The organism is Nostoc sp., assembly GCF_036917815.1.
Lineage (GTDB): Bacteria > Cyanobacteriota > Cyanobacteriia > Cyanobacteriales > Nostocaceae > Nostoc.
Genome location: NZ_JBALEK010000008.1, coordinates 201,277 through 221,572 on the forward strand (window position 1 = coordinate 201,277; position 20,296 = coordinate 221,572).

Below are 20,296 nucleotides of genomic sequence, written 5' to 3' on the forward strand. Positions count from 1 at the left end.
CAAACAAAGAATTTAGTATAAATAAAGCTGGTTATAATCCTGATTTACGTGCCAGACCAGTGTAGTTATTAATTTAAGTAGTGTTGTGGCTTTCATCACACTGGTTAATTTAGTATAAATAATTTTATGTTGTCCAATCTAGATTTAATTCGAGAGTTTGTGCAAAACTCTATCCAGAAAAAAGACGTTTTGTTGTCAAATCCGGCTTTGACAGCGCAAACAGTCTATAAAACCAACCAATTGACAGCGAAATCTGAAGGTGTAATTGCGATCGCCCAACTATCTAACACCCTATCTGAATTCTCGATTTCCCCAAAATCAACCCAGTGGGAATTGATGAATCAGGCATTAGCAGAATATGGTTATCTCCTCAAAGGAGAAGTAGATAGTCGGGGTTTCTATCAGTATCAATACTGCGAAGTTCCCAAAGGCTATCAGATGCACTGTACTAAATCTGTGCTTCTATGGCGTGCTTGGTGGAAATATCGCAAGTACACTTCAAGACTAGGAATCCCCTTGGATCTTCTGATTAGAACACGAGATTCATGGTATCCAATCCGAGATTTAATTATTAGCGACGGACTTCTTTATATCAAAACATTAGGAAGCGAGATCGCACTTGACTCAGAAGACTTGGTTACTTGGTTAAGTAAAGTTGATGTAACCAAAATTAAACAAATACCTACTACAGAGTCATAGATGTATGGGCGTAAATCTGTACACCCATACAGCCGATTAATTATATTACAAAGATTTTTGAAACTGGTTTGACAAAATATAAAGCAAAGGAAGTGAAAAAAATGAAAGGACTTTGGCTCGAAAATAATCAGTTGCAACTACGCACGGATATTTCCATTCCTGAACCACCACAGGGAGAAGCCTTAGTACGTGTCTTGCGTGCGGGTATCTGTAACACTGACCTGGAACTACTCAGAGGCTACTATCCCTACACTGGTATTTTGGGGCATGAATTTGTCGGCGTTGTCGAACAAGGGCCAGAACACTTAGTTAATCAACGCGTAGTTGGAGAAATCAACGCTGTGTGTGGGCATTGTCGGTTTTGTCGCAGTGGACAACCAACTCATTGCGAAAATCGGACAGTTTTGGGTATTGTCAACCGCAACGGAGCCTTTGGCGAATATCTCTGTTTGCCGGTTGAGAACCTCCATCCCGTACCTGATAATGTGCCAACAGAAGTGGCAACATTTACTGAACCTTTAGCAGCAGCTTTGGAAATTCAGCAGCAAGTACCATTGCGTCCAAATGACCGGGTGCTTGTGGTTGGAGATGGCAAACTAGGGCAGTTGGTAGCCCAGACATTAGCCCTAACTGGCTGTGAACTCTTAGCGGTAGGTCGTCATCGAGACAAATTGGCTAACTTAGAGGCACGAGGAATAAAAACGAGTCTAGCCGACGCTGTTACAGATAGATATTTCGATATCTCAGTAGAATGTACTGGCAACCCAGAAGGATTTGCGATCGCCCGTCGCGCCCTGCGTCCCCGTGGTACGCTTGTACTTAAAAGTACCTATGCCGGTAACCTCAGCCTGGATGCTTCTTCTTTAGTCGTGGATGAAATCACCCTCATCGGCTCCCGTTGTGGCCCCTTTGCCCCAGCCCTCCACCTACTAGCCACAGGACAAGTTGATGTCCAACCCCTGATTCATGCTACCTACCCCCTAATTGAAGGGCTTGCGGCTTTTGAACACGCTCAGAGTCGGGGTGTTTTAAAAATATTGTTAGAGATTAGTCATTAGTCATTGGGCATTGGTCATTCTACTTGTACCCTCATCTCCCCCACTCCCCACTCCCCACTCCCTACTCCCCACTCCCTAATACAGATAAGGATTCGTCTTCGGTTGATAGTCAGAACAATTGATCGCTTCTTCTGTATTGGCAATAGATGGGCGTACAGTACATTTAAGACGGTAATTGTCGGTAAAATATTGGCAGCCAGTACAGGGAATTTGATGCATTTGTTTGGCTGTAGTCACACTATCTCGCGCCGCAGCCCAGATACTCAAAACAACGAGAATAATTACAGTCCAAGCAACGACAAAGCAAATCGGGACTAACAAAGGTTGAATCCCATGAATAAGGAAATATATCAGTTTAAACACGGTATGTCCTGATACAAATTAGGAGTTAGAAGTATATTACCTCTTAACTCCTAATTTCTAACTTCTTATATAGCGGTTCTCGTTTACGTGAGATACACCCGTAGGGGCACGGCACTGCCCATTGGTGTCAAGTTAAGCCAAAACCCCTTTAAAACCTCGTTTCCAGCCTCTGGCTGGAAATGCATCTGATTGGGCTGCTGCCGCCAGTCTTGAGGCGGAGCCTCAACGACGGGCATTCCCAGTCAGAGACTGGGAACGAGATAATCTCTAAAAGCTTGTTCTAGGCTGGCTTTCACGTTAAGTTGACACCAATGGGCACTGCCGTGCCCCTACATCTCGTGATGTAATGTTGTACCGCATCTGAATGGGAACCGCTATAGAAGTATAAGTTAAACGCCAGCATGACCCAGTGCTAAACCTGTTACCAGCATTCCCAAAACCAGGAAAGGTTGGGCACTGGCTTGGTACTTAACATCATTCTTCACAGGATCGCGCAAGAAATACATGTCTTGCAAGGTAATTTGCGGGATGATTAAGAGTACTAGTATTGCTGCATACAAATTCTCGTGAATGCTGACGAGATAAGCTGCGATCAATCCTTGAAAGACATCTATTGTCACTACACAAATCCAAGACGCAGTGGTGATGCCAAACATTACGGGTAGTGAATTTAATCCTAGCTGGCGATCGCCTTCTACACTCTTAAAATCATTGACAATGGCAATACCCAATCCAGCCAAGCTGTAGAACATCGTCAAAATTACAATCGTGGAATTCAGTTCGCCAAACAAAGCGTGTCCTGTAGACCAAGGTAGGGTAATGTAGCTTGCACCCAAGGCGTAACTACCTAGCCAGCCGTTTTGCTTGAGCTTGAGGGGAGGTGCAGAATAAATATAGGCGATGAAAGAACCGATAATTGCGATCGCTGTAATTGTCGGGAATTCATGACCAGACCAGACATCTAGCACAAATGCCAAACTAATGCCAGCAATCAGTAATACCCAAATCTGAATAATTACCTGGGGTAGAGGAATTGCCCCAGAGGGAATTGGGCGATAGGGTTCATTGATGGCATCGATTTCGCGATCGTAGTAATCGTTGAGGATTTGAGTGTAACCTGTCATCAATGGCCCAGCCAGCAGCATACAGGTTGCTACCTTCAACACATTTTCCAGCGTCCAAGTATAGTTACCAGAAGAAGCCGCACCACAGACTACGCCCCAAATTAGGGGAATCCAGGTAATGGGCTTCATTAGCTGCAAACGAATTTTCCAAATTGAAGTTTCCCCAGCCGATGCGCCTTTCATCCCCAACAGCTGCCTAGTTTTCGCATTGCGATCGCTCGTTGCTGTTGCTTGCTCACTGGGATTATTTGCAACTAAGTCTACTGCTTCCGATGGGTTAGGGTCTGGGGTAATGGGAGTTGATTCTGACATAATTTTTACTGATTAATCGGGCATTGGGCACTTGTACTGAGCGGAGCCGAAGTATTGGGCACTTGTACTGAGCGTACCCCTTCGGGGATCTTGCTACGCGTAGCGTCTCCAAGAGTTGCCGTTGGCGCAGCCTCTCCAAGAGTTGTATTGGGTATTGGGCATTGGTTATTAATTAATTCATCTCCCTCATCCCCCTCATCTCCCTCATCTCCCTCATCCCCCTCATCCCCCATGCCCATAACTTAAAACGAAATTATCAAATAACTATTCTGAAACTTTGCTCCAGCAACGGGTCTGCCACTGAGAGCCGGGGGTAAGGGAATATTACGTCGCTGATCTCCTGCTTCTACCGTGACTTCTGGGCCATATTGGGTGAGCTTGACCTGCTTTTTGTCAAATCCTGGTAAGAATAAGCGTACTTGACGATTGTGGATGTCTATTTCAATTGCTTTGGGAGCTTGTAACGCTTGTGCTTCAAAGTTAGGTAAAGCGTCTATCAGTGGTTGCCAGTCACCTGGGGGCGAGTCAGGAACGACGCTCACAGGTAGAGGTATAAATTCCTCTGACAGGTTGACATTTGTCTCAGTAGACACAAGCAGAACACCACCGACCGTTAAACCGATTTGTTGAGCGCTACCCCACAAATAACGAGCATTTGCTACCTCAATGGGATCTCCTGTAGTCACCAAAAAAGCAACGAGACGCTTGGGATCAGCAAGAGCGGCTCTCCCCTTTTCTAAGAAATTATTGACTTGGTTAGTGGGACCTGCAAAGTTATCTGCTGTCCAGTTGATATTGAAAAAACTGCTAATTAGCGGTTGAATCAAGGGCGATTCAGTAATTGTCTTCCCCAAATCGGAGTTGACAAACAATTGCCGAAATCGCCGGACATACCAACTGAGAGATTCTGGTAAACCCAACATTCGCAACGTTAAAGAGTCACCCGTGCCATCGTAGACGATCGCATCATACTTCCCACTGGCATCATATTCGCGGATAGCATTGAGGGCTAGGGCGTTGTCCATCCCTGGTAATACTACCAGTTCTTGACCAAAAACGTCTTTGAATATGGGGGTGCGGAGATATTGCGCCTCAAGTTTTTTTACCTCATCCCAGTTGCGTTCTAGTAGCACAGATGCTTGAAACTGGACTACTTGCAATTTGGGAGCGATTTCTTGGGGATCAGCAGCAATGGGAGTACCCAGCAGGATTTGCAATGTTGGTTCTGCTTGTCCTGCTAGGAGTACGCGCTTGCCTTGACTTGCCAATAATTTGGCGGCGGCGATCGCAATTTTGGTACGAGCGGTGCCGCCTTTGCCCAAAAATGTCAATATTAGAGCCATTACTTGATTCCTATTTTCACCGCCTTTGCTTTTCAACTCCAACTTAGCACTCAACAAAGACTCTCAACCTGTGCTTGAAATTTCAGATACCAAGAAAAACCGGATCTGAGTTCTTTACAACTACACAGATTTGATTTCATCTTCAAAAAACCAAGTGGAAGTATTGTCGTCAAACAGTACCACTACGCCGATTCCAGCACCATCGGTAACTTTGTAACCTTGAATGATACCCACTTGTCCGAGTTTTTTCACAATTGGGGGAGAAACGCGATCGCGCAAACGATAGACCTTAACCTTTTGTCCGATTTCCATGCCTGATTACAATGCAATAAACCTTCGTCTCAGTGTAGCGGAATCCGTGACTCTGCTCTCATAAATTCAGGGGAAATGGAGGGGATGGGGGAGATGAGGGAGATTAACAATTCAAAATTCAAAATTCAAAATTAAAGACATCTCAGACGAACGCGAGTGCGTCTCCAAGAGTTGAGAAGTGCCTTGCGATAAGTTAAGAGCGTTGTGGCAACTTCGGGGGATTTAAACCCCGACTGAAATGGGTGCTACATGTAGATTGCAGGTTCTTAAACCCTTTAATTTACGATAAAGTTAACTCCTAACTCCTAACTCCTAACTCCTAACTTCTGACCTAACAGCTTAAAATTAAATCAACAACCAAACTCTTATATACCCAAATGTTTGTCACAGCGCAACAGCTAGAACAACAAATGCCCGATGCAACTCGGTTGTTAAGTGATGAGCCAGAGATGGAAACTTCATTGCACTATATGCAGCTACTGCTGCTAGTAACTTCCCTTGAGTGGCTGTGGCGTGACTCTAATGATTTCTTTATAGGTGCGAATCTAACAATCTATTTTAGCCGTCAGCAGTTGCGAAATCGAGATTTTCGCGGTCCAGACTTTTTTGTGGTCAAAGACACCGAAAAGCGATCGCGCAGTTCCTGGGTAGTCTGGGAGGAAGATGGTCGTTATCCAGATTTGATTATTGAATTACTTTCTGAAAGTACGGCTGATATTGACCGAAATTTGAAGAAAAATCTCTATGAAAATCGATTTCACACACCAGAATATTTTTGGTTTTCGCCGGATAATTTTGAATTTGCGGGTTTTGAATTAGTAGGCAACAAGTATCAGGAAATTACACCAAATGCGCGGGGATGGCGTTGGAGCGATGTGCTTAGGCTGTATTTAGGCGTAGAAGCAGGTAAATTGCGCTACTTTACACCCGATGGTAATTTAGTTCCAACACCAGAGGAAGCTGCTATTGCAGCGCAGCAACAGGCATCTGTTGCCCAGCAACAAGCATCTGAGGCACAATTGCAGTTGGAACAAGAACGGCTGCGATCGCAACGGTTAGCTGAACGTTTGCGATCGCTGGGAGTTAATCCAGATAGCTTGAGTTAAGCAACAAAGGTAGTAGTCATGTATCAAACAGATCCACCCCGTCCGCCACAAGAAACCATGCCGACGATGTATGATTTACCCAGTGAATTAGTAGGGGAATCAGGTTTGCCAGATGAATTTCACCGCATTCAGGCGGATTTGCTCAGTGAGACTTGTCAGCCTCTCACTTATCCATCTGAGGAAATTTTGCTTGCTAGTGACTTAAATCTTTACTACGATCCGCGCCATCCTTTGTGGTACAAGCGTCCTGATTGGTATATGGTTTTAGGAGTACCTAGCGCTAGCCAACAGCAAGACCTACGCTTAAGTTACGTCATTTGGCAAGAAGGAATTGATCCATTTTTAGTAATTGAATTACTTTCACCAGGTACAGAACAAGAAGACTTAGGAAAAACACTGCGGGAAGTAAACCGACCCCCAACCAAGTGGGAAGTATATGAACGCATTTTGCGGGTTCCCTACTATGTTATTTATGACCGCTATGAAAATTATTTGCGTGCCTTTAAACTCAATGGTACTGGCTACGAGGCAATATCTTTACCGGATAACCGCTTCTGGTTAGAAGAGTTAGAGCTAGGATTGGGTCTTTGGCAAGGCACTTATCAGCAGACAACAGGTTTGTGGTTGCGTTGGTATAATGCAGCAGGTTGGATGCCGACGCGAACAGAAAAAGCAGAACTTGAACATCAACGGGCACAACAAGAGCGCCAACGGGCGGAACTTGAACATCAACGGGCACAACAAGAACGCCAACGGGCTGAACAGGAACATCAACGGGCGGAACAGGAACATCAACGGGCAGAGCGATTGGCAGAGTATTTGCGATCGCTGGGAGTCGATCCAGATAATTTGAGATAAGTCAATATGTATCAACCAATTCCACCCCGTCCGCCCCAAGAAACCATGCCGACGATGTATGATTTACCTAGCGAATTAGTTGGGGAATCAGGTTTGCCAGACGAATTTCATTGCATTCAGGCGGATTTACTCAGTGAAACTTGTCAACCTCCCAACTATTCATCTGAGGAAATTTTGGTTGCTAGTGACTTGAACCTTTACTACGACCCCCGCCATACTTTATGGTACAAGCGTCCTGATTGGTACTTAGTTTTGGGAGTAGCGAGTGCTAGTCAACAAGAAAACCTCCGCTTAAGTTACGTCGTTTGGCAAGAAGGAGTTAATCCATTTTTAATCGTGGAATTACTTTCCCCAGGTACTGAACAAGATGACTTGGGACAAAGATTAAGGGAGGTAAATCAACCGCCGACGAAGTGGGAAGTATACGAAGGGATTTTGCGGGTTCCCTACTACGTGATTTATGACCGTTATGAAAATAATCTCCGCGCCTTTCGACTCACTGGTACTAGTTATGAGGCAATTTCCCTAACAGAAAACCGTTTCTGGCTGGACAAGTTAGAACTAGGATTGGGGCTATGGTGGGGTACTTATCAGCAAACAACAGGTTTATGGTTACGTTGGTATAATGGCGCAGGTTGGGTGCCGACGTTGGCGGAACTGGCAGGGCAAGAGCGCCAACGAGCGGAACAAGAACACCAACGGGCGGAACAAGAACGCCAACGGGCTGATAGACTTGCAGAATATTTGCGATCGCAAGGAATTGATCCAAACAACCTACCCTAGTAAAAGGTAGCCATGACTACAACCATCAAAATAGTCAATCCCAACATCGAATATCCCAGTTCCGACGGTGAACCATTGGCAGAATCATACCTACATCTCTACGCAATTCTCACCACACTAGAAGTAATTAAACAATACCTAGCAGGTAGACAAGCCACAGTTTTAGCAGACCAATTTCTCTACTATGCTCAAGGTTTTCCTAAATTAAGAGTTGCACCAGATGTGATGGTAATTTTGGATGTGCCGCCTGGGGGTCGGGATAATTATAAAGTTTGGGAGGAAGGTCAAGTTCCCCAGGTGGTATTTGAAATGACTTCTCAAGGAACTCAAAAACAAGACCAAGAGCAAAAGAAAAATCTCTATGAACAATTAGGGATTTTAGAATATTGGTTATTTGATCCCAAGGGGGAATGGATTGAAGAAAAATTAAGGGGATATAGGTTAGAGGATGAAACTTACCAGTTAATTACCGATGGTATATCTCAACCGTTAGGATTAACAGTGGCGGTGGAGGGCGAATTATTGGGATTTTATCGTCTAGATACGGGGGAGAAATTACTCACACCGACGGAGTTAGCTGAACAATTACAACAAGAACGCCAACGGGCTGATAAACTTGCAGAATATTTGCGATCGCAAGGAATTGATCCAAACAACCTACCCTAGTAAAAGGTAGCCATGACTACAACCATCAAAATAGTCAATCCTAACATCGAATATCCCAGTTCCGACGGTGAACCATTGGCAGAATCATACCTACATCTCTACGCAATTCTCACCACACTAGAAGTAATTAAACAATACCTAGCAGGTAGACAAGCCACAGTTTTAGCAGACCAATTTCTCTACTATGCTCAAGGTTTTCCTAAATTAAGAGTTGCACCAGATGTGATGGTAATTTTGGATGTGCCGCCTGGGGGTCGGGATAATTATAAAGTTTGGGAGGAAGGTCAAGTTCCCCAGGTGGTATTTGAAATGACTTCTCAAGGAACTCAAAAACAAGACCAAGAGCAAAAGAAAAATCTCTATGAACAATTAGGGATTTTAGAATATTGGTTATTTGACCCCAAGGGGGAATGGATTGAAGAAAAGTTAAGGGGATATAGGTTAGATGGTGAGACTTACCAGTTAATTACCGATGGTATATCTCAACCTTTAAGATTAAGAGTGGCGGTGGAGGGCGAATTATTGGGATTTTATCGTCTAGATACGGGGGAGAAATTACTCATACCGACGGAGCTAGCTGAACAATTACAACAAGAACGCCAACGGGCAAACCAAGAACGCCAACGGGCTGAACAAGAACGCCAACGGGCTGATAAACTGGCAGAATATTTGCGATCGCAGGGAGTTGATCCAGATAACTTGAGTTAAATTGATCCAGATAATTCGACTTAGCTAGATAGAGTAGCCCTTAGATAGTCCCATGAACAGATATCCTGGAAAGCATTATCCTTGACTTGTAAACAATTTCATGGTATCAGCCGCTACCTAATAATTTGTGGTAGATAGTTCTAGGAACCAATTGATAAATTAATTGGTCTTGCCGAGATAGGATGTGGTTAAAAGTATAAAAATGGTAATTAGTAACTTGTGTATTTAACAATGCTTTTTAAAATAAAGTTTTTATTGTTAAAGTAATGCGGTAAAGTAGCCGCCAATAGTATAAAATTTGCAAATAATTTAGCTATGATGTGTAGCGGTGTGTAAGGATGAAGCTTTCGGTTAAAAGTAATTCAACTTGGTTGAAAGTGTGGCGCTACTGGGAATTGCTGCACGTCTTGGTAGCGCGAAATCTTAAAGTGCGTTACCGGGGTTCATTTTTGGGGGTTTATTGGTCACTCTTGAACCCGTTGATTATGACCGGGCTATACACTGCAATTTTTGGGACAACGTTTTCGTCGTATTACAATCACTCAATACCAAACTATGTATTAGCAGCATTTACAGGGCTGGTGGTAATCAACTTTTTTTCAGCTTCTACCTCTCAGGCACTGACTAGTGTAGTGGGTAATGGCTCACTTTTAAATAAAATTCGTCTGCCAGTCAGTATTTTTCCAATATCAATGATTGCAGCAAATGTATTTCAGTTTTCCGTCGGGGTGCTGCCCTTGTTAGGAATTATAACTTTTGTTAAATCCAAAAGTTTAATAAATGTGCTGGCATTGCTGTTTCCATTTCTAGCGCTGGTTTTAGTCTGTACGGGAGTTGGTTTTTTGGTAAGCGCTTTATATGTATTTTTTAGAGATTTACCTTATTTTTATGAGTTAATTATATTTGTAATTTGGATCAGTAGTCCTGTGTTTTATCCACCAGATATTGTTCCAAAAACAGTAAAAGCATTTTTAGGGTTAAATCCTTTATCACCAATTATAGAAAGTATCCGTCAGATTACACTATCAGGAGTGCTACCAGATTTAAGTTTAATTTGGGGAGCCTTGCTCAGTGGCATAATTATTTTGTCACTGGGATGGGTTTGTTTTCACCTGTGGCGGCATCAATTTATGGATTTGCTGTAAATAAATGGAAGTAATTCGCCTAGATCGAGTTTCGCTGTGGCGACGGACACAAGAAGAGTTTTCTTATGACCTAAAGAAAACACTGCTGTCTGTTTTAGAAGGTAAATATCACCAGCCTGCGAAGAAACAGGTGCTAAATGAAATTGATTTAGTTGTTGAAAGAGGTGAAAAAATAGGTATTATAGGGGCGAATGGCTCTGGTAAATCAACACTATTAAAGATAATTTCTGGTATTTTGCAACCTACCAGTGGTTTGGTGCGAGTACGCGGTCAAATTGCTCCATTGATTGAGCTTGGTGCTGGGTTTGATGTAGAAATTTCTGTGATGGATAATATTTTGCTGTATGGCGTATTACTGGGATATTCTCGAGCAGAAATGCGGAAAAGAACGCTTTCAATATTAGAGTTTGCAGAGTTAGAAGATTATGCATTAGTACCAGTGAAGGGATTATCTTCTGGAATGGTAGCGCGATTAGGGTTTGCGATCGCCACCGATATCCAGCCTGATATTTTGATATTGGATGAAGTCTTGTCGGTGGGAGATGAAAGTTTCAAAAACAAGTGTAAGCGAAGAATTGAGCAATTTTGGAATCAGAACGCTACTGTATTAGTCGTTTCTCATGATTTAAAATTTATAAAACAGTCTTGTGTTCGAGGAATTTGGTTAGATCAAGGAAAAGTGCGTTTTATGGGAAATGCGGATGAAACTGCCGACTACTATTTAAATTCAGTAAGTAGAATTTAATGTCAATTACCTAATATTAGTTATTTACTTATAAATAGGAATTTTGTCTTAAGGAAAATTATTTAGTGAACTATATGAATAGGACAACTAATATGATTAGATAGACTGAGCAAGGATTTAGTTAGGCTTTGAATAAAATTTGCTAATAAAAAAATGTATTCTTTTCGGAAGAATGATATTATGATAAACTTCAGGAGAATCAGATGGATTACGAAAAAATACTAGAGCGTATTAGTGATGTTTATCAACAATCTGCTAGATTTAATCGTCCAGATGAAAATGAATCAAGGAAAACAATAAATTTACCTAATAAATTAGTAAACAATAGTTACGTTATAGAAATTGATGGTAACTACTTACTATTTTTTAATGATATATATACAAATGCTATTCGTAAGTGGCTAAAAAGTATTTTAAAGAAAATAGCATGGCCTATTTTCAAAAGACAAGTCTATTATAATTCTGCTGTTAGACAACTTTTATACAATTTAATACAACAAAGTGATGAATATAATACAAGGGACAAAGAGGTAAACAAGAAGTTTTCTCAGCTTGAGCAGAAAGTAGAACAGCTTTCTCAGCTTGAGCAGAAAGTAGAACAGCTTTCTCAGCTTGAGCAGAAAGTAGACCAGCTTTCTCAGCTTGAGCAGAAAATAGACCAACTACCTCAACTTCAACAGGCAATAGACCAACTCTCTGCTGAACTGCAAGTTAATAATAATGTAGCCAGTCAATTTGCTTCTGCTGAAGAAGCAAAAATTAAGAGTGGGTTATGGTTTAATGATCCAATCTGGGTAGGTCATCGTGATAATGGTGAAGCTTACTGGGTTGAGACTACTGAAAGAATTTTAGAAAAGACTTTTGTCATGCATTCTCTAGCTTGTTTGTACCAATCTAGGGATATAGAAATTCTAGATGTTGGTGCTGCTGAAAGTCTCCTTTCGTATGAGTTAGCTAGTTTTAATTACTCAGTTACAGCAATAGATATTCGCCCCATAGCATTATTTCATCCCAACTTGAAGTTTGTTAAAACTGATATCTGCAACCCTGTATTACCGCCAGCTAGTTTTGATTGTGTGATTGCTTTATCTACTCTGGAACATATTGGCTTGGGATGGTATGGAGATGAAACGGGGGAGAGTTATGATATTAAAGCTGTCCAACAGATTAGTTTACTTTTAAAACCAGAAGGTAGTTTTATACTCACAGTTCCCTATGGCAAAAAAGCTTTAACACCAGTGCATCGAATATATAACCAAGAATCACTACAAAAACTAATTCAAGATTTCAAGATAGTTCAAATATCCTATGGAGTACGTAAGGATGACTTCACTTGGACTATCACTGAAAATGAATTAGAAGCATCTGAAAAAGAACATAATCCAGATAATTACCTTCCTGGTGCGGTAGCTATGTTGGTATGTAAGAAAAATCTTGTATAAAAAATTAAATCAAAGTTGACGCAGCATGAAAATAGCCATTGATCTTCAAGCTCTGCAAACAAATAATTCTAGGAATAGAGGTATTGGTCGTTATACACAATCTGTAATAGAAGCTCTATTTAGTCAGCAAAATACTCTCAGTTACCAGTTATATACTAATAGTAATCTACCAGCCCCAGAACTAGATGATAATTACTTTCAATATAATTCTGTAGATTACCCATACATTGGTAGTTGTGATATCAATGAACTACTATTAAAAACTGTTTTAATGGCAGCAGATGTTGACATAATATTTATACCTAGCCCGATGGAGGGTTTAGACTCCACAATACCTGACTATAGCAATTTCCCTAAAAAAGTTTTTGTCATCTGCTATGATTTAATACCTCTCATCTTTTCTGATAGATACTTAAATGAGTTAAATATGCGCTCACTCTACATGAAGCGCTTAAAAAATATACAAAATGCTGATTTTATATTCGCAATCTCGGAAGCTACCCGCCAAGATGTAATTAAATACCTCGATATATCTCCTGAAAGAGTTTTAAACGTTTCGGGTGGTGTTTCTGCTTTTTTTACTCCAATTCATGTTCATGAACATCAAGCTTGGCTCGAAACTTTTGCGAAGAAATTTGGTATTTACAAAAAATTTATTCTTTATACAGGAGGTGAAGATTGGCGAAAAAATATTGAAGGGCTAGTCACAGCTTTTTCTACCCTACCCAAGAATTTGCAGGAATGTTACCAGCTAGTAGTTGCTTGTAAAGTTTCTGAGCATTTTAGTAAAGAAATAACTAGCTTGGCGTCGAAATTAGGAATTAATAAATCTATTATATTAACAAATTATGTTACAGATGAAGAATTAAGAGCTTTATACTCAACCTGCTCTCTATTCGTTTTTCCTTCTTTTTATGAAGGCTTCGGTTTACCGCTACTTGAGGCTATTTCATGTGGCGCACCAGCTATTGCAAGTAATAGCTCATCTTTGCCAGAAATTTTAGGTTCTGATGAATTACTGTTCGATCCATACTCACCTTCTGATATGGCTAGGATCATGCAAAAAGTTCTATCTGATGAGAACCTTAGAAAAAAAATCTCAGAGGATGCACTTCAGCAATCAGCAAAATTTTCTTGGCAATCTGTTGCTAAAAATATGCTTGATGTGTTTCAAGAACATCAGCTATTAAAAAAAGTATCTATTTCAGTTAATCAAAAACCACAAATAGCTTTTTTTAGCCCATTTCCACCAGCTAAATCTGGTATAGCAGACTATAGTGGGGACTTGTTACCATCATTGGGACAACATATTAACCTTGATTTATACCATGATGATAGTTATTTGCCCGATATTAACATCAGTAATAACTTATTTTCTCATAGTAAATTTGAAGAAAGATTTAGATATCAAGGATATGAAGGTATTATTTACCAGATAGGCAATAGTAGTTACCATTCTTATATGTACTCTCAATTAATGAGATATTCTGGAATATCAGTGTTGCATGACTATTACTTGGGAGGGCTAATTAATTATATGGAAGCTCGTTTTCCAGAGCTTGGTATTAAATTTTCTAAAGAACTAGAACACTGTTACGGAAAAAGTAGAGCAGTAAAAATTTTAAACCTTTTAAAAACAAAAGGTTTAGATATAAATGAGAAGCTGTCAGGAGTAGGTATTTATGTCAATAGAAGAATTTTTACGCGCTCTCTAGGAGTTATATTACACAGCAAATGGGCTTATAACTGTGCGATTAAAGAATTTACTAATGATAATAGCCATATTGTTCACATACCTCAGATAGTACCAAATTATGTTGTTAAGGAAAAATCACTAAGAGATGAGTGTAAAGGGTTGGATCTTCCAGACTACAAACTCATAATATCAACCTTCGGATTTATCAATAATACTAAACGTCCACTACAAATTATTTATGCATTTAAAAAGTATCTTGTAACTCAGCCAAATGCTTACTTAGTATTTGTGGGTGGTACTGATTACCTTGGTACAATTAATATAGAAGATGAAATTAGAAAACTAAGTTTACAAGGTCAAGTCAAAGTTACTGGCTATGTCAATATGACAGACTTTTACCGTTATATAGAAGTATCAGATATATGCCTTAACTTAAGATTTCCTTTCAACGGAGAAAGCTCTGCATCACTTCTGCGAATTTTGTCTGTTGGTAAGCCTACTATTGTTACAGATATCGGTTCCTTCTCTGATTTCCCCAATGATGTGGTGTTAAAAATACCCCAGCCTGGACAAAGTGATGAAGTAGAAGAGATATTGAAATCTCTTATTTTACTAACTCAAAATTCAGACTACAGAAAATCATTGAGCGAAAATGCATATAAGTATATTGCTAAGGAACATTCCCAAGAAAGATGTGCTAATTTATATGCTGAATTTATCCAGCAAATACTTTCTTCACCTGAAGCAAAAAGCAAAAAACTTGCTGACTATGTAGGACGGGAATTAGCTAAAGTTACACCCAATGTATCCAAAAAAGTACTTACTACTTTTGCTAGATATGTTGATAATTCGCATAAGGAAGAACAGCCGCGTAAGGAAGGACAGCAAGTAGTTGAAAATTTCGATTTCAATAAGACTGCGATACCAATACAGACTCCTTTACGAAAACAACTGAACTTTAATGATTTTTTACACGAATGCCGTTCAATTTGCCTGGCAAAGATACCACAAGCTAAAGAAATATTAAGCATTGGATGTGCTGGAAATTGGTACTTCGAGTGGTTCGATAAGTTTTACCCTTACTCTATTGAAAATCACACTGGTATAGATTTAAATCCAAAGCCACTAGATTTACCAAATAATGTAACTTGGATTCAACATGATGGGGATGATCTAAGCTTAATAGAGTCGCAAAGCTTTGACTTAGTATTTGCTGGTCAATTTATTGAACATATATCTTGGGAATCGCAGGTAACTTTCCTGTTAGAAGTAAATAGAGTACTTAAATCAAATGGGATTTTTGTACTTGATAGTCCAAATTATACTGTTACCAATAGATATGGATGGAAGCAACCAGAACACATACATGAACTAAGTTTTCAACAAGCGTGTGAGCTTTTACGGATTGCAGGTTTTGAAATTAAAGATTCATCTGGTTTGATTTCAAAAGACTTATTAGGAATTCCACCTAATTTATTTGGCAGATATATTGAATCTTGTTTAGATATAAATTTATACCAAGAAGACATTGAAAGTGCAATTAATCAAGATCCGCAAAATTGCTTTGTTTGGTGGATAACATCTCAAAAATTTCAAGAAATTGATCTTGCAGATAGAACTCTAATTAAGCGAATGCAGGAGTTTTACCTAGAAAACCAAAAAATTAAAAATGAGGTGATTTTTCATGGCATTGGTTCAATTATTGAAATAGAGAAAGAGTATTTTGTCTTTGTAAATCCTGATGATGGTGAAGGATTTGCTATTTTTGGCCCTTACGATTCCTATCACAAAGGGAAATATTTAGTTGAGTTTGAAATCTTTGCCTCGGATTATGATAATGAAATATATAAAACTAGTTTAGATTTAGTTGTAACGATCGCAGATATTTCTACTAATTCTGGTACGCTAATTATAGCCAAAAAAGAAGTTACTTTAAGAGATATCTTAAAGAAAGAAAAGACAAAACTGGAGTTTATTATAGATACACCATATATACTAGAATTTCGAGTTTTCTCGCTAGGAGTATACCCAGTTTTAGTTGGTATTAAACCAAAAGTATCAATGCTATGATTCAGTATTTACAGAAAAGAAATATATTGTGAGTATGACAACAAAAAAAGCCCTAATCACCGGGTTAACCGGACAAGATGGTTCATATCTTGCCGAACTACTCATAGCAAAAGGCTACCAAGTCTTTGGTCTAGTCCGCCGTTCTAGCACCAGTAACCTAGAGCGTATCACCCACCTTTATGGCGACATTCAAATAGTATCCGGCGACCTCCTCGATCAATCATCCCTCATGGATGTAGTGAGTGAATGTCAACCGGACGAAATTTATAATCTCGCCTCTCAAAGCTACGTTCCTCTTTCTTGGACACAACCTGCTCTCACTGCTGAATATACAGCTCTCGGTGTCTCCCGCCTCTTAGAATCTATTCGTCGCTGCAAACCTGATGCCAGATTCTATCAAGCATCCAGTAGTGAAGTTTTTGGTCAACCCGACGAATCACCTCAAACCGAACGCACTGCCTTTCGTCCCCGGAATCCTTATGGTGTTGCCAAAGCTTATGCTCATTGGATGACTGTCAACTATCGGCAGAAATACAACCTTTACAACTGTTGTGGTATTACTTATACTCACGAATCGCCTCGACGTGGGACAGAATTTGTATTTCGCAAAATCACGCACGCAGCTGCCCAAATTAAATTAGGTTTGGCAAATGAATTAAAATTAGGCAACCTAGATGCCCGTCGTGATTGGTGCTACGCTAAAGATGCTGTTTACGCTATGTGGTTAATGTTGCAGCAGGAACAACCTGATGACTACCTCATTGCCAGTGGTGAAACGTACTCTGTTAAAGAACTTGTTGAGTGTGCTTTTGACTGTGTTGGGCTTAATTGGCAAGATTATGTCTCGGTTGATCCCACTTTTTATCGTGCTGATGAATCAGTGCAGTTAGTTGGTTGCATTGATAAAATTAAAAATGGAATAGGTTGGCAGCCTCAATACTCTTTTAGTCAATTGGTCGAGTTAATGGTTGATTATGACCTTAAGAAATTAAGCAGTTAGCTCGTTTAGTTTCTTAATCATAAATAACCACTAACTTGAAACTAGGAAAAAATTAAAATAGCTTACCTAAGAATGTAACTACTAAGTTTTTTATTTATGGCTTTTCTTAGGTAAGTTTTTTAAGTAAAAAAATATTAAAAATTTGCATAAAAATAGTTTCAAATAGGTTTTAGGATGAAGATATTTATAGATTGTACTCACACTGCAAAACATACGTATAAAAATACTGGAATCCATCGAGTAGTTCGAGAACTAACTTCTGAATTATTGCAAATAAGCTCAAACTGCACAGATATAGAAATAGTAGCGGTTATGTTTGATGGTAGTTTTATGCGGAGGGTGACTAATCTTAATCAACAGCAAGACTACCATTTGATCGAGGTTAACAAATATTTCGCTCTAACTAAAATAAATATAAAATTTCAAGCTCTCGTTTTGAAGCTGAAAAATAAATTTATCAATTTTTTTTATAGATTAAATTTAATTGATTGGTTTGATTCAAATTCAGTAAACAAAAAAGTTTTCCTTGAATTTGAAGATTCTATAATCCAGTCAGGAGATATTTATGTGATAGCTGATGCTAATTGGGATTTACCTAAAACTTACTACCGATTTTTACAACTTTTAAAAAGGCACAAAGTTACTATTGTAGTTATATGCTATGATCTCATTCCAATAAAATTTCCAGAGTTTTCTACCAAGAGATTTACTAAAGCTTTTACAAAATTCTACAGCGATTATTCGAGTTTATTCGATAAGGTATTATGTATTTCTAAAAAGAGTGCTGAAGATTATAGTAATGCGAAAGTTCAAGGAATCTTAGCTAATAATAACTCACAAATTGTTCAAAGCTTTCGCTTGGGCGGCAACTATTATAAACATGATTTGTTACTAAGTGAAGAAAATAACAGCCCTGATGTAAAGTTGCAGAAGTTGCTTAATAAAAAATATATTTTAGTAGTTGGAAGCTTAGTGCCTCATAAAAATATTAAAACCATCATTGCAGCCTTTGATTTATTGATAAATTCTAGTCATGATGATGTATTTTTAATTTTTGCAGGTAATAAAGGTTGGGACTCAGAAACTGATAATTTGATAGAATCTAATAAAATGTATGGCAAGCTTATACAAATACTAGGTTCTGTTACCGATGCTCAACTAGATTTTCTCTATCAAAATTGTTATTGTTTAGTTCAAGCCTCCTTTTATGAAGGATTTGGATTACCTGTGGTAGAAGCACTACAACACTGTAAACCTGTAATTGCCAGCAATGGTGGCTCTTTGCCTGAAGTAGGAGGTGATTTTTGTAGATATTTCTTTCCTACTCAACCAATAGAACTGTATGAAGCTTTAAAAGAGCTACTTGATTCAGAGATTTACTACAATAACTTGGTAGAGCGCATCAAAAATGAGTATATACCATTCTCATGGCAAGAATCTGCTGAGGAGTTTCTCTCTTGTTTGTATAATTAAATTCAGTTTAATTAAAAGCTTAAAAATTTGTTGGACTATCGATCTTTTTTGTCTAAGAAACCCACAGGTGTAACAACTTACGCTTTCAATATCCCTGCAAATCTGCAATCTCTCAAACTGAGATTATTAACTTCACAGTCAGTTTCTGGTCATAAATGCTATGGAATTTCATCAGACTTAACACTATACCGCAGTTTACAAAAGTGAGATATTACCCTATTATTTGTTAAATAAACTACTAATAAACCTGTTTATTGTCAGTAATAATTCTGTTAAAAGACCAAGATTAAGCAATTAAACTTTACACAACAAACTAGAAAGCAAGTCGAAAATATATGTCATATAAAATATCACAAATGGTAAAAGCTATATTGAATTTATTAAGATTATTGAAAAAAACAGATGCTATAAGCTTGAACATTAAAACTTTCGGCTATGAATATGCTCGTAATTTGCGCGAACAGTTGACAATACCTAGTAATTTATCACCACAAAAAATCAACTTGCAATCAAAAGCTTGTCAACAAAATGATATTGAATCAAATTGGTTTTTCTACTGGTGTCAAGAGATGAAAATGCCTGTAGCATACCATCGAAAATTGTGGGAATTTTGCTATATTTTACAAGCATTATATGAATACGATTTACTTACTCCTGGACGTAAAGGTTTAGGTTTTGGTTGTGGTCAAGAACCTCTGCCAAGTATTCTTGCTGCTTATGATGTTGCGATTACGGCTACAGATTTAGATCCAACAGCATCAGCTGCACAAGGTTGGATAGAAACTAAACAAAATATGTCTTATTTAGAAAAGATATTCCGTCCTGAGTTATGTACAAAAGAACTATTTACTAAAAATGTGAGTCTAAAGTATGTCGATATGAATGCTATTCCTGCTTACTTAGAGGGTAAATATGATTTCTGCTGGTCTGCTTGTGCATTAGAACATCTAGGCAGCATTAAAAATGGACTTCTATTTATCGAAAATTCTTTAAAAACTCTAGTTCCTGGAGGAATAAGTATACAGACGACAGAATTTAATTATTTAGAAGAAGAAGAAACTATTGACAACAGAGGAACAGTACTTTTTAGAAAAAAAGATTTTGAACAAATTGCTAAAAAACTAACTGCTGCAGGACATCAAGTAGCACCACTAGATTTCAATATTGGTTCTTGTGTGTTAGATAAATTTATTGATATTCCTCCATACTACAGTAAAATACATGACATCCCACAAGAAGCACATTTAAAATTATTAGTCGATCGTTTCGCTTCTACATCCTTTGGTATGATCATCAGAAAAGCTGTGTAAAAACTTACGCTTCTTAAGTTACCTTAGCATTCTCTAATTTTTAATAATGTCAAAATTATTATTTTTATAGCAAAATAAAAAAT

20 protein-coding genes are annotated in these 20,296 nt (G+C 38.8%); 14 read left to right on the top strand and 6 right to left on the bottom strand.

All coding sequences use genetic code 11. The annotated features are described in order from the left end of the window. Positions 1–126: 126 nt before the first annotated feature. Positions 127–699, top strand: coding sequence for a hypothetical protein (locus tag V7K97_RS02580; protein WP_334799137.1), 573 nt, complete (start codon positions 127–129; stop codon positions 697–699). Between the two features lie 101 nt (positions 700–800). Beyond that, positions 801–1,757: an MDR/zinc-dependent alcohol dehydrogenase-like family protein gene (locus V7K97_RS02585; protein ID WP_334799138.1), complete on the top strand. Its 957-nt coding sequence runs from the start codon at positions 801–803 to the stop codon at positions 1,755–1,757. A gap of 75 nt (positions 1,758–1,832) precedes the next feature. Here V7K97_RS02585 and V7K97_RS02590 read toward each other — a convergent pair whose 3' ends face one another. From V7K97_RS02590 to petP, 6 genes are all read right to left on the bottom strand, one after another. Then, positions 1,833–2,120 carry a hypothetical protein gene (locus V7K97_RS02590; RefSeq protein ID WP_334799139.1) on the bottom strand — a complete coding sequence of 96 codons (288 nt, stop codon included), beginning with the start codon at positions 2,118–2,120 and terminating at the stop codon, positions 1,833–1,835. Between the two features lie 83 nt (positions 2,121–2,203). Next, a complete protein-coding gene (locus V7K97_RS02595) occupies positions 2,204–2,356 on the bottom strand; it encodes a hypothetical protein (protein WP_334799140.1) in 153 nt (50 codons plus the stop codon). A gap of 153 nt (positions 2,357–2,509) precedes the next feature. Beyond that, entirely contained in the window at positions 2,510–3,556 is a 1,047-nt protein-coding gene (gene chlG, locus V7K97_RS02600) for a chlorophyll synthase ChlG (RefSeq protein ID WP_334799141.1), read from the bottom strand. Between the two features lie 5 nt (positions 3,557–3,561). Next, on the bottom strand, positions 3,562–3,789 hold the full coding sequence (locus V7K97_RS02605) for a hypothetical protein (RefSeq protein WP_334799142.1): 228 nt from the start codon (positions 3,787–3,789) through the stop codon (positions 3,562–3,564). Between the two features lie 9 nt (positions 3,790–3,798). After that, positions 3,799–4,899: a Get3/ArsA fold putative tail anchor-mediating ATPase NosAFP gene (locus tag V7K97_RS02610; protein ID WP_334799143.1), complete on the bottom strand. Its 1,101-nt coding sequence runs from the start codon at positions 4,897–4,899 to the stop codon at positions 3,799–3,801. Positions 4,900–5,019: 120 nt separating this feature from the next. After that, positions 5,020–5,211 (bottom strand): cytochrome b6f subunit PetP, encoded by a 192-nt coding sequence (petP, locus tag V7K97_RS02615; protein ID WP_334799144.1) that lies wholly within the window; start codon positions 5,209–5,211, stop codon positions 5,020–5,022. A gap of 377 nt (positions 5,212–5,588) precedes the next feature. On the opposite strand from petP, the gene V7K97_RS02620 reads away from it, so the two are divergent. From V7K97_RS02620 to V7K97_RS02675, 12 genes are all read left to right on the top strand, one after another. Further along, a complete protein-coding gene (locus V7K97_RS02620; protein WP_334799145.1) occupies positions 5,589–6,317 on the top strand; it encodes a Uma2 family endonuclease in 729 nt (242 codons plus the stop codon). Between the two features lie 18 nt (positions 6,318–6,335). Further along, entirely contained in the window at positions 6,336–7,175 is an 840-nt protein-coding gene (locus tag V7K97_RS02625; protein WP_334799146.1) for a Uma2 family endonuclease, read from the top strand. Between the two features lie 6 nt (positions 7,176–7,181). Beyond that, a complete protein-coding gene (locus V7K97_RS02630; protein ID WP_334799147.1) occupies positions 7,182–7,958 on the top strand; it encodes a Uma2 family endonuclease in 777 nt (258 codons plus the stop codon). Positions 7,959–7,970: 12 nt separating this feature from the next. Further along, positions 7,971–8,624, top strand: coding sequence for a Uma2 family endonuclease (locus V7K97_RS02635; protein ID WP_334799148.1), 654 nt, complete (start codon positions 7,971–7,973; stop codon positions 8,622–8,624). A gap of 12 nt (positions 8,625–8,636) precedes the next feature. Beyond that, on the top strand, positions 8,637–9,332 hold the full coding sequence (locus tag V7K97_RS02640) for a Uma2 family endonuclease (protein WP_334799149.1): 696 nt from the start codon (positions 8,637–8,639) through the stop codon (positions 9,330–9,332). Between the two features lie 338 nt (positions 9,333–9,670). Further along, a complete protein-coding gene (locus V7K97_RS02645) occupies positions 9,671–10,477 on the top strand; it encodes an ABC transporter permease (protein ID WP_334706175.1) in 807 nt (268 codons plus the stop codon). Between the two features lie 4 nt (positions 10,478–10,481). Continuing rightward, positions 10,482–11,222 carry an ABC transporter ATP-binding protein gene (locus tag V7K97_RS02650; protein ID WP_334799150.1) on the top strand — a complete coding sequence of 247 codons (741 nt, stop codon included), beginning with the start codon at positions 10,482–10,484 and terminating at the stop codon, positions 11,220–11,222. 203 nt (positions 11,223–11,425) lie between these two features. Then, on the top strand, positions 11,426–12,664 hold the full coding sequence (locus V7K97_RS02655; protein WP_334799151.1) for a DUF268 domain-containing protein: 1,239 nt from the start codon (positions 11,426–11,428) through the stop codon (positions 12,662–12,664). A gap of 25 nt (positions 12,665–12,689) precedes the next feature. Continuing rightward, a complete protein-coding gene (locus V7K97_RS02660) occupies positions 12,690–16,430 on the top strand; it encodes a glycosyltransferase (protein ID WP_334799152.1) in 3,741 nt (1,246 codons plus the stop codon). Between the two features lie 34 nt (positions 16,431–16,464). Further along, a complete protein-coding gene (locus V7K97_RS02665; protein WP_334799153.1) occupies positions 16,465–17,430 on the top strand; it encodes a GDP-mannose 4,6-dehydratase in 966 nt (321 codons plus the stop codon). Positions 17,431–17,604: 174 nt separating this feature from the next. Then, positions 17,605–18,903 (top strand): glycosyltransferase family 4 protein, encoded by a 1,299-nt coding sequence (locus V7K97_RS02670; RefSeq protein ID WP_334799154.1) that lies wholly within the window; start codon positions 17,605–17,607, stop codon positions 18,901–18,903. Positions 18,904–19,259: 356 nt separating this feature from the next. Further along, a complete protein-coding gene (locus V7K97_RS02675) occupies positions 19,260–20,213 on the top strand; it encodes a hypothetical protein (protein ID WP_334799155.1) in 954 nt (317 codons plus the stop codon). Positions 20,214–20,296: the final 83 nt, after the last annotated feature.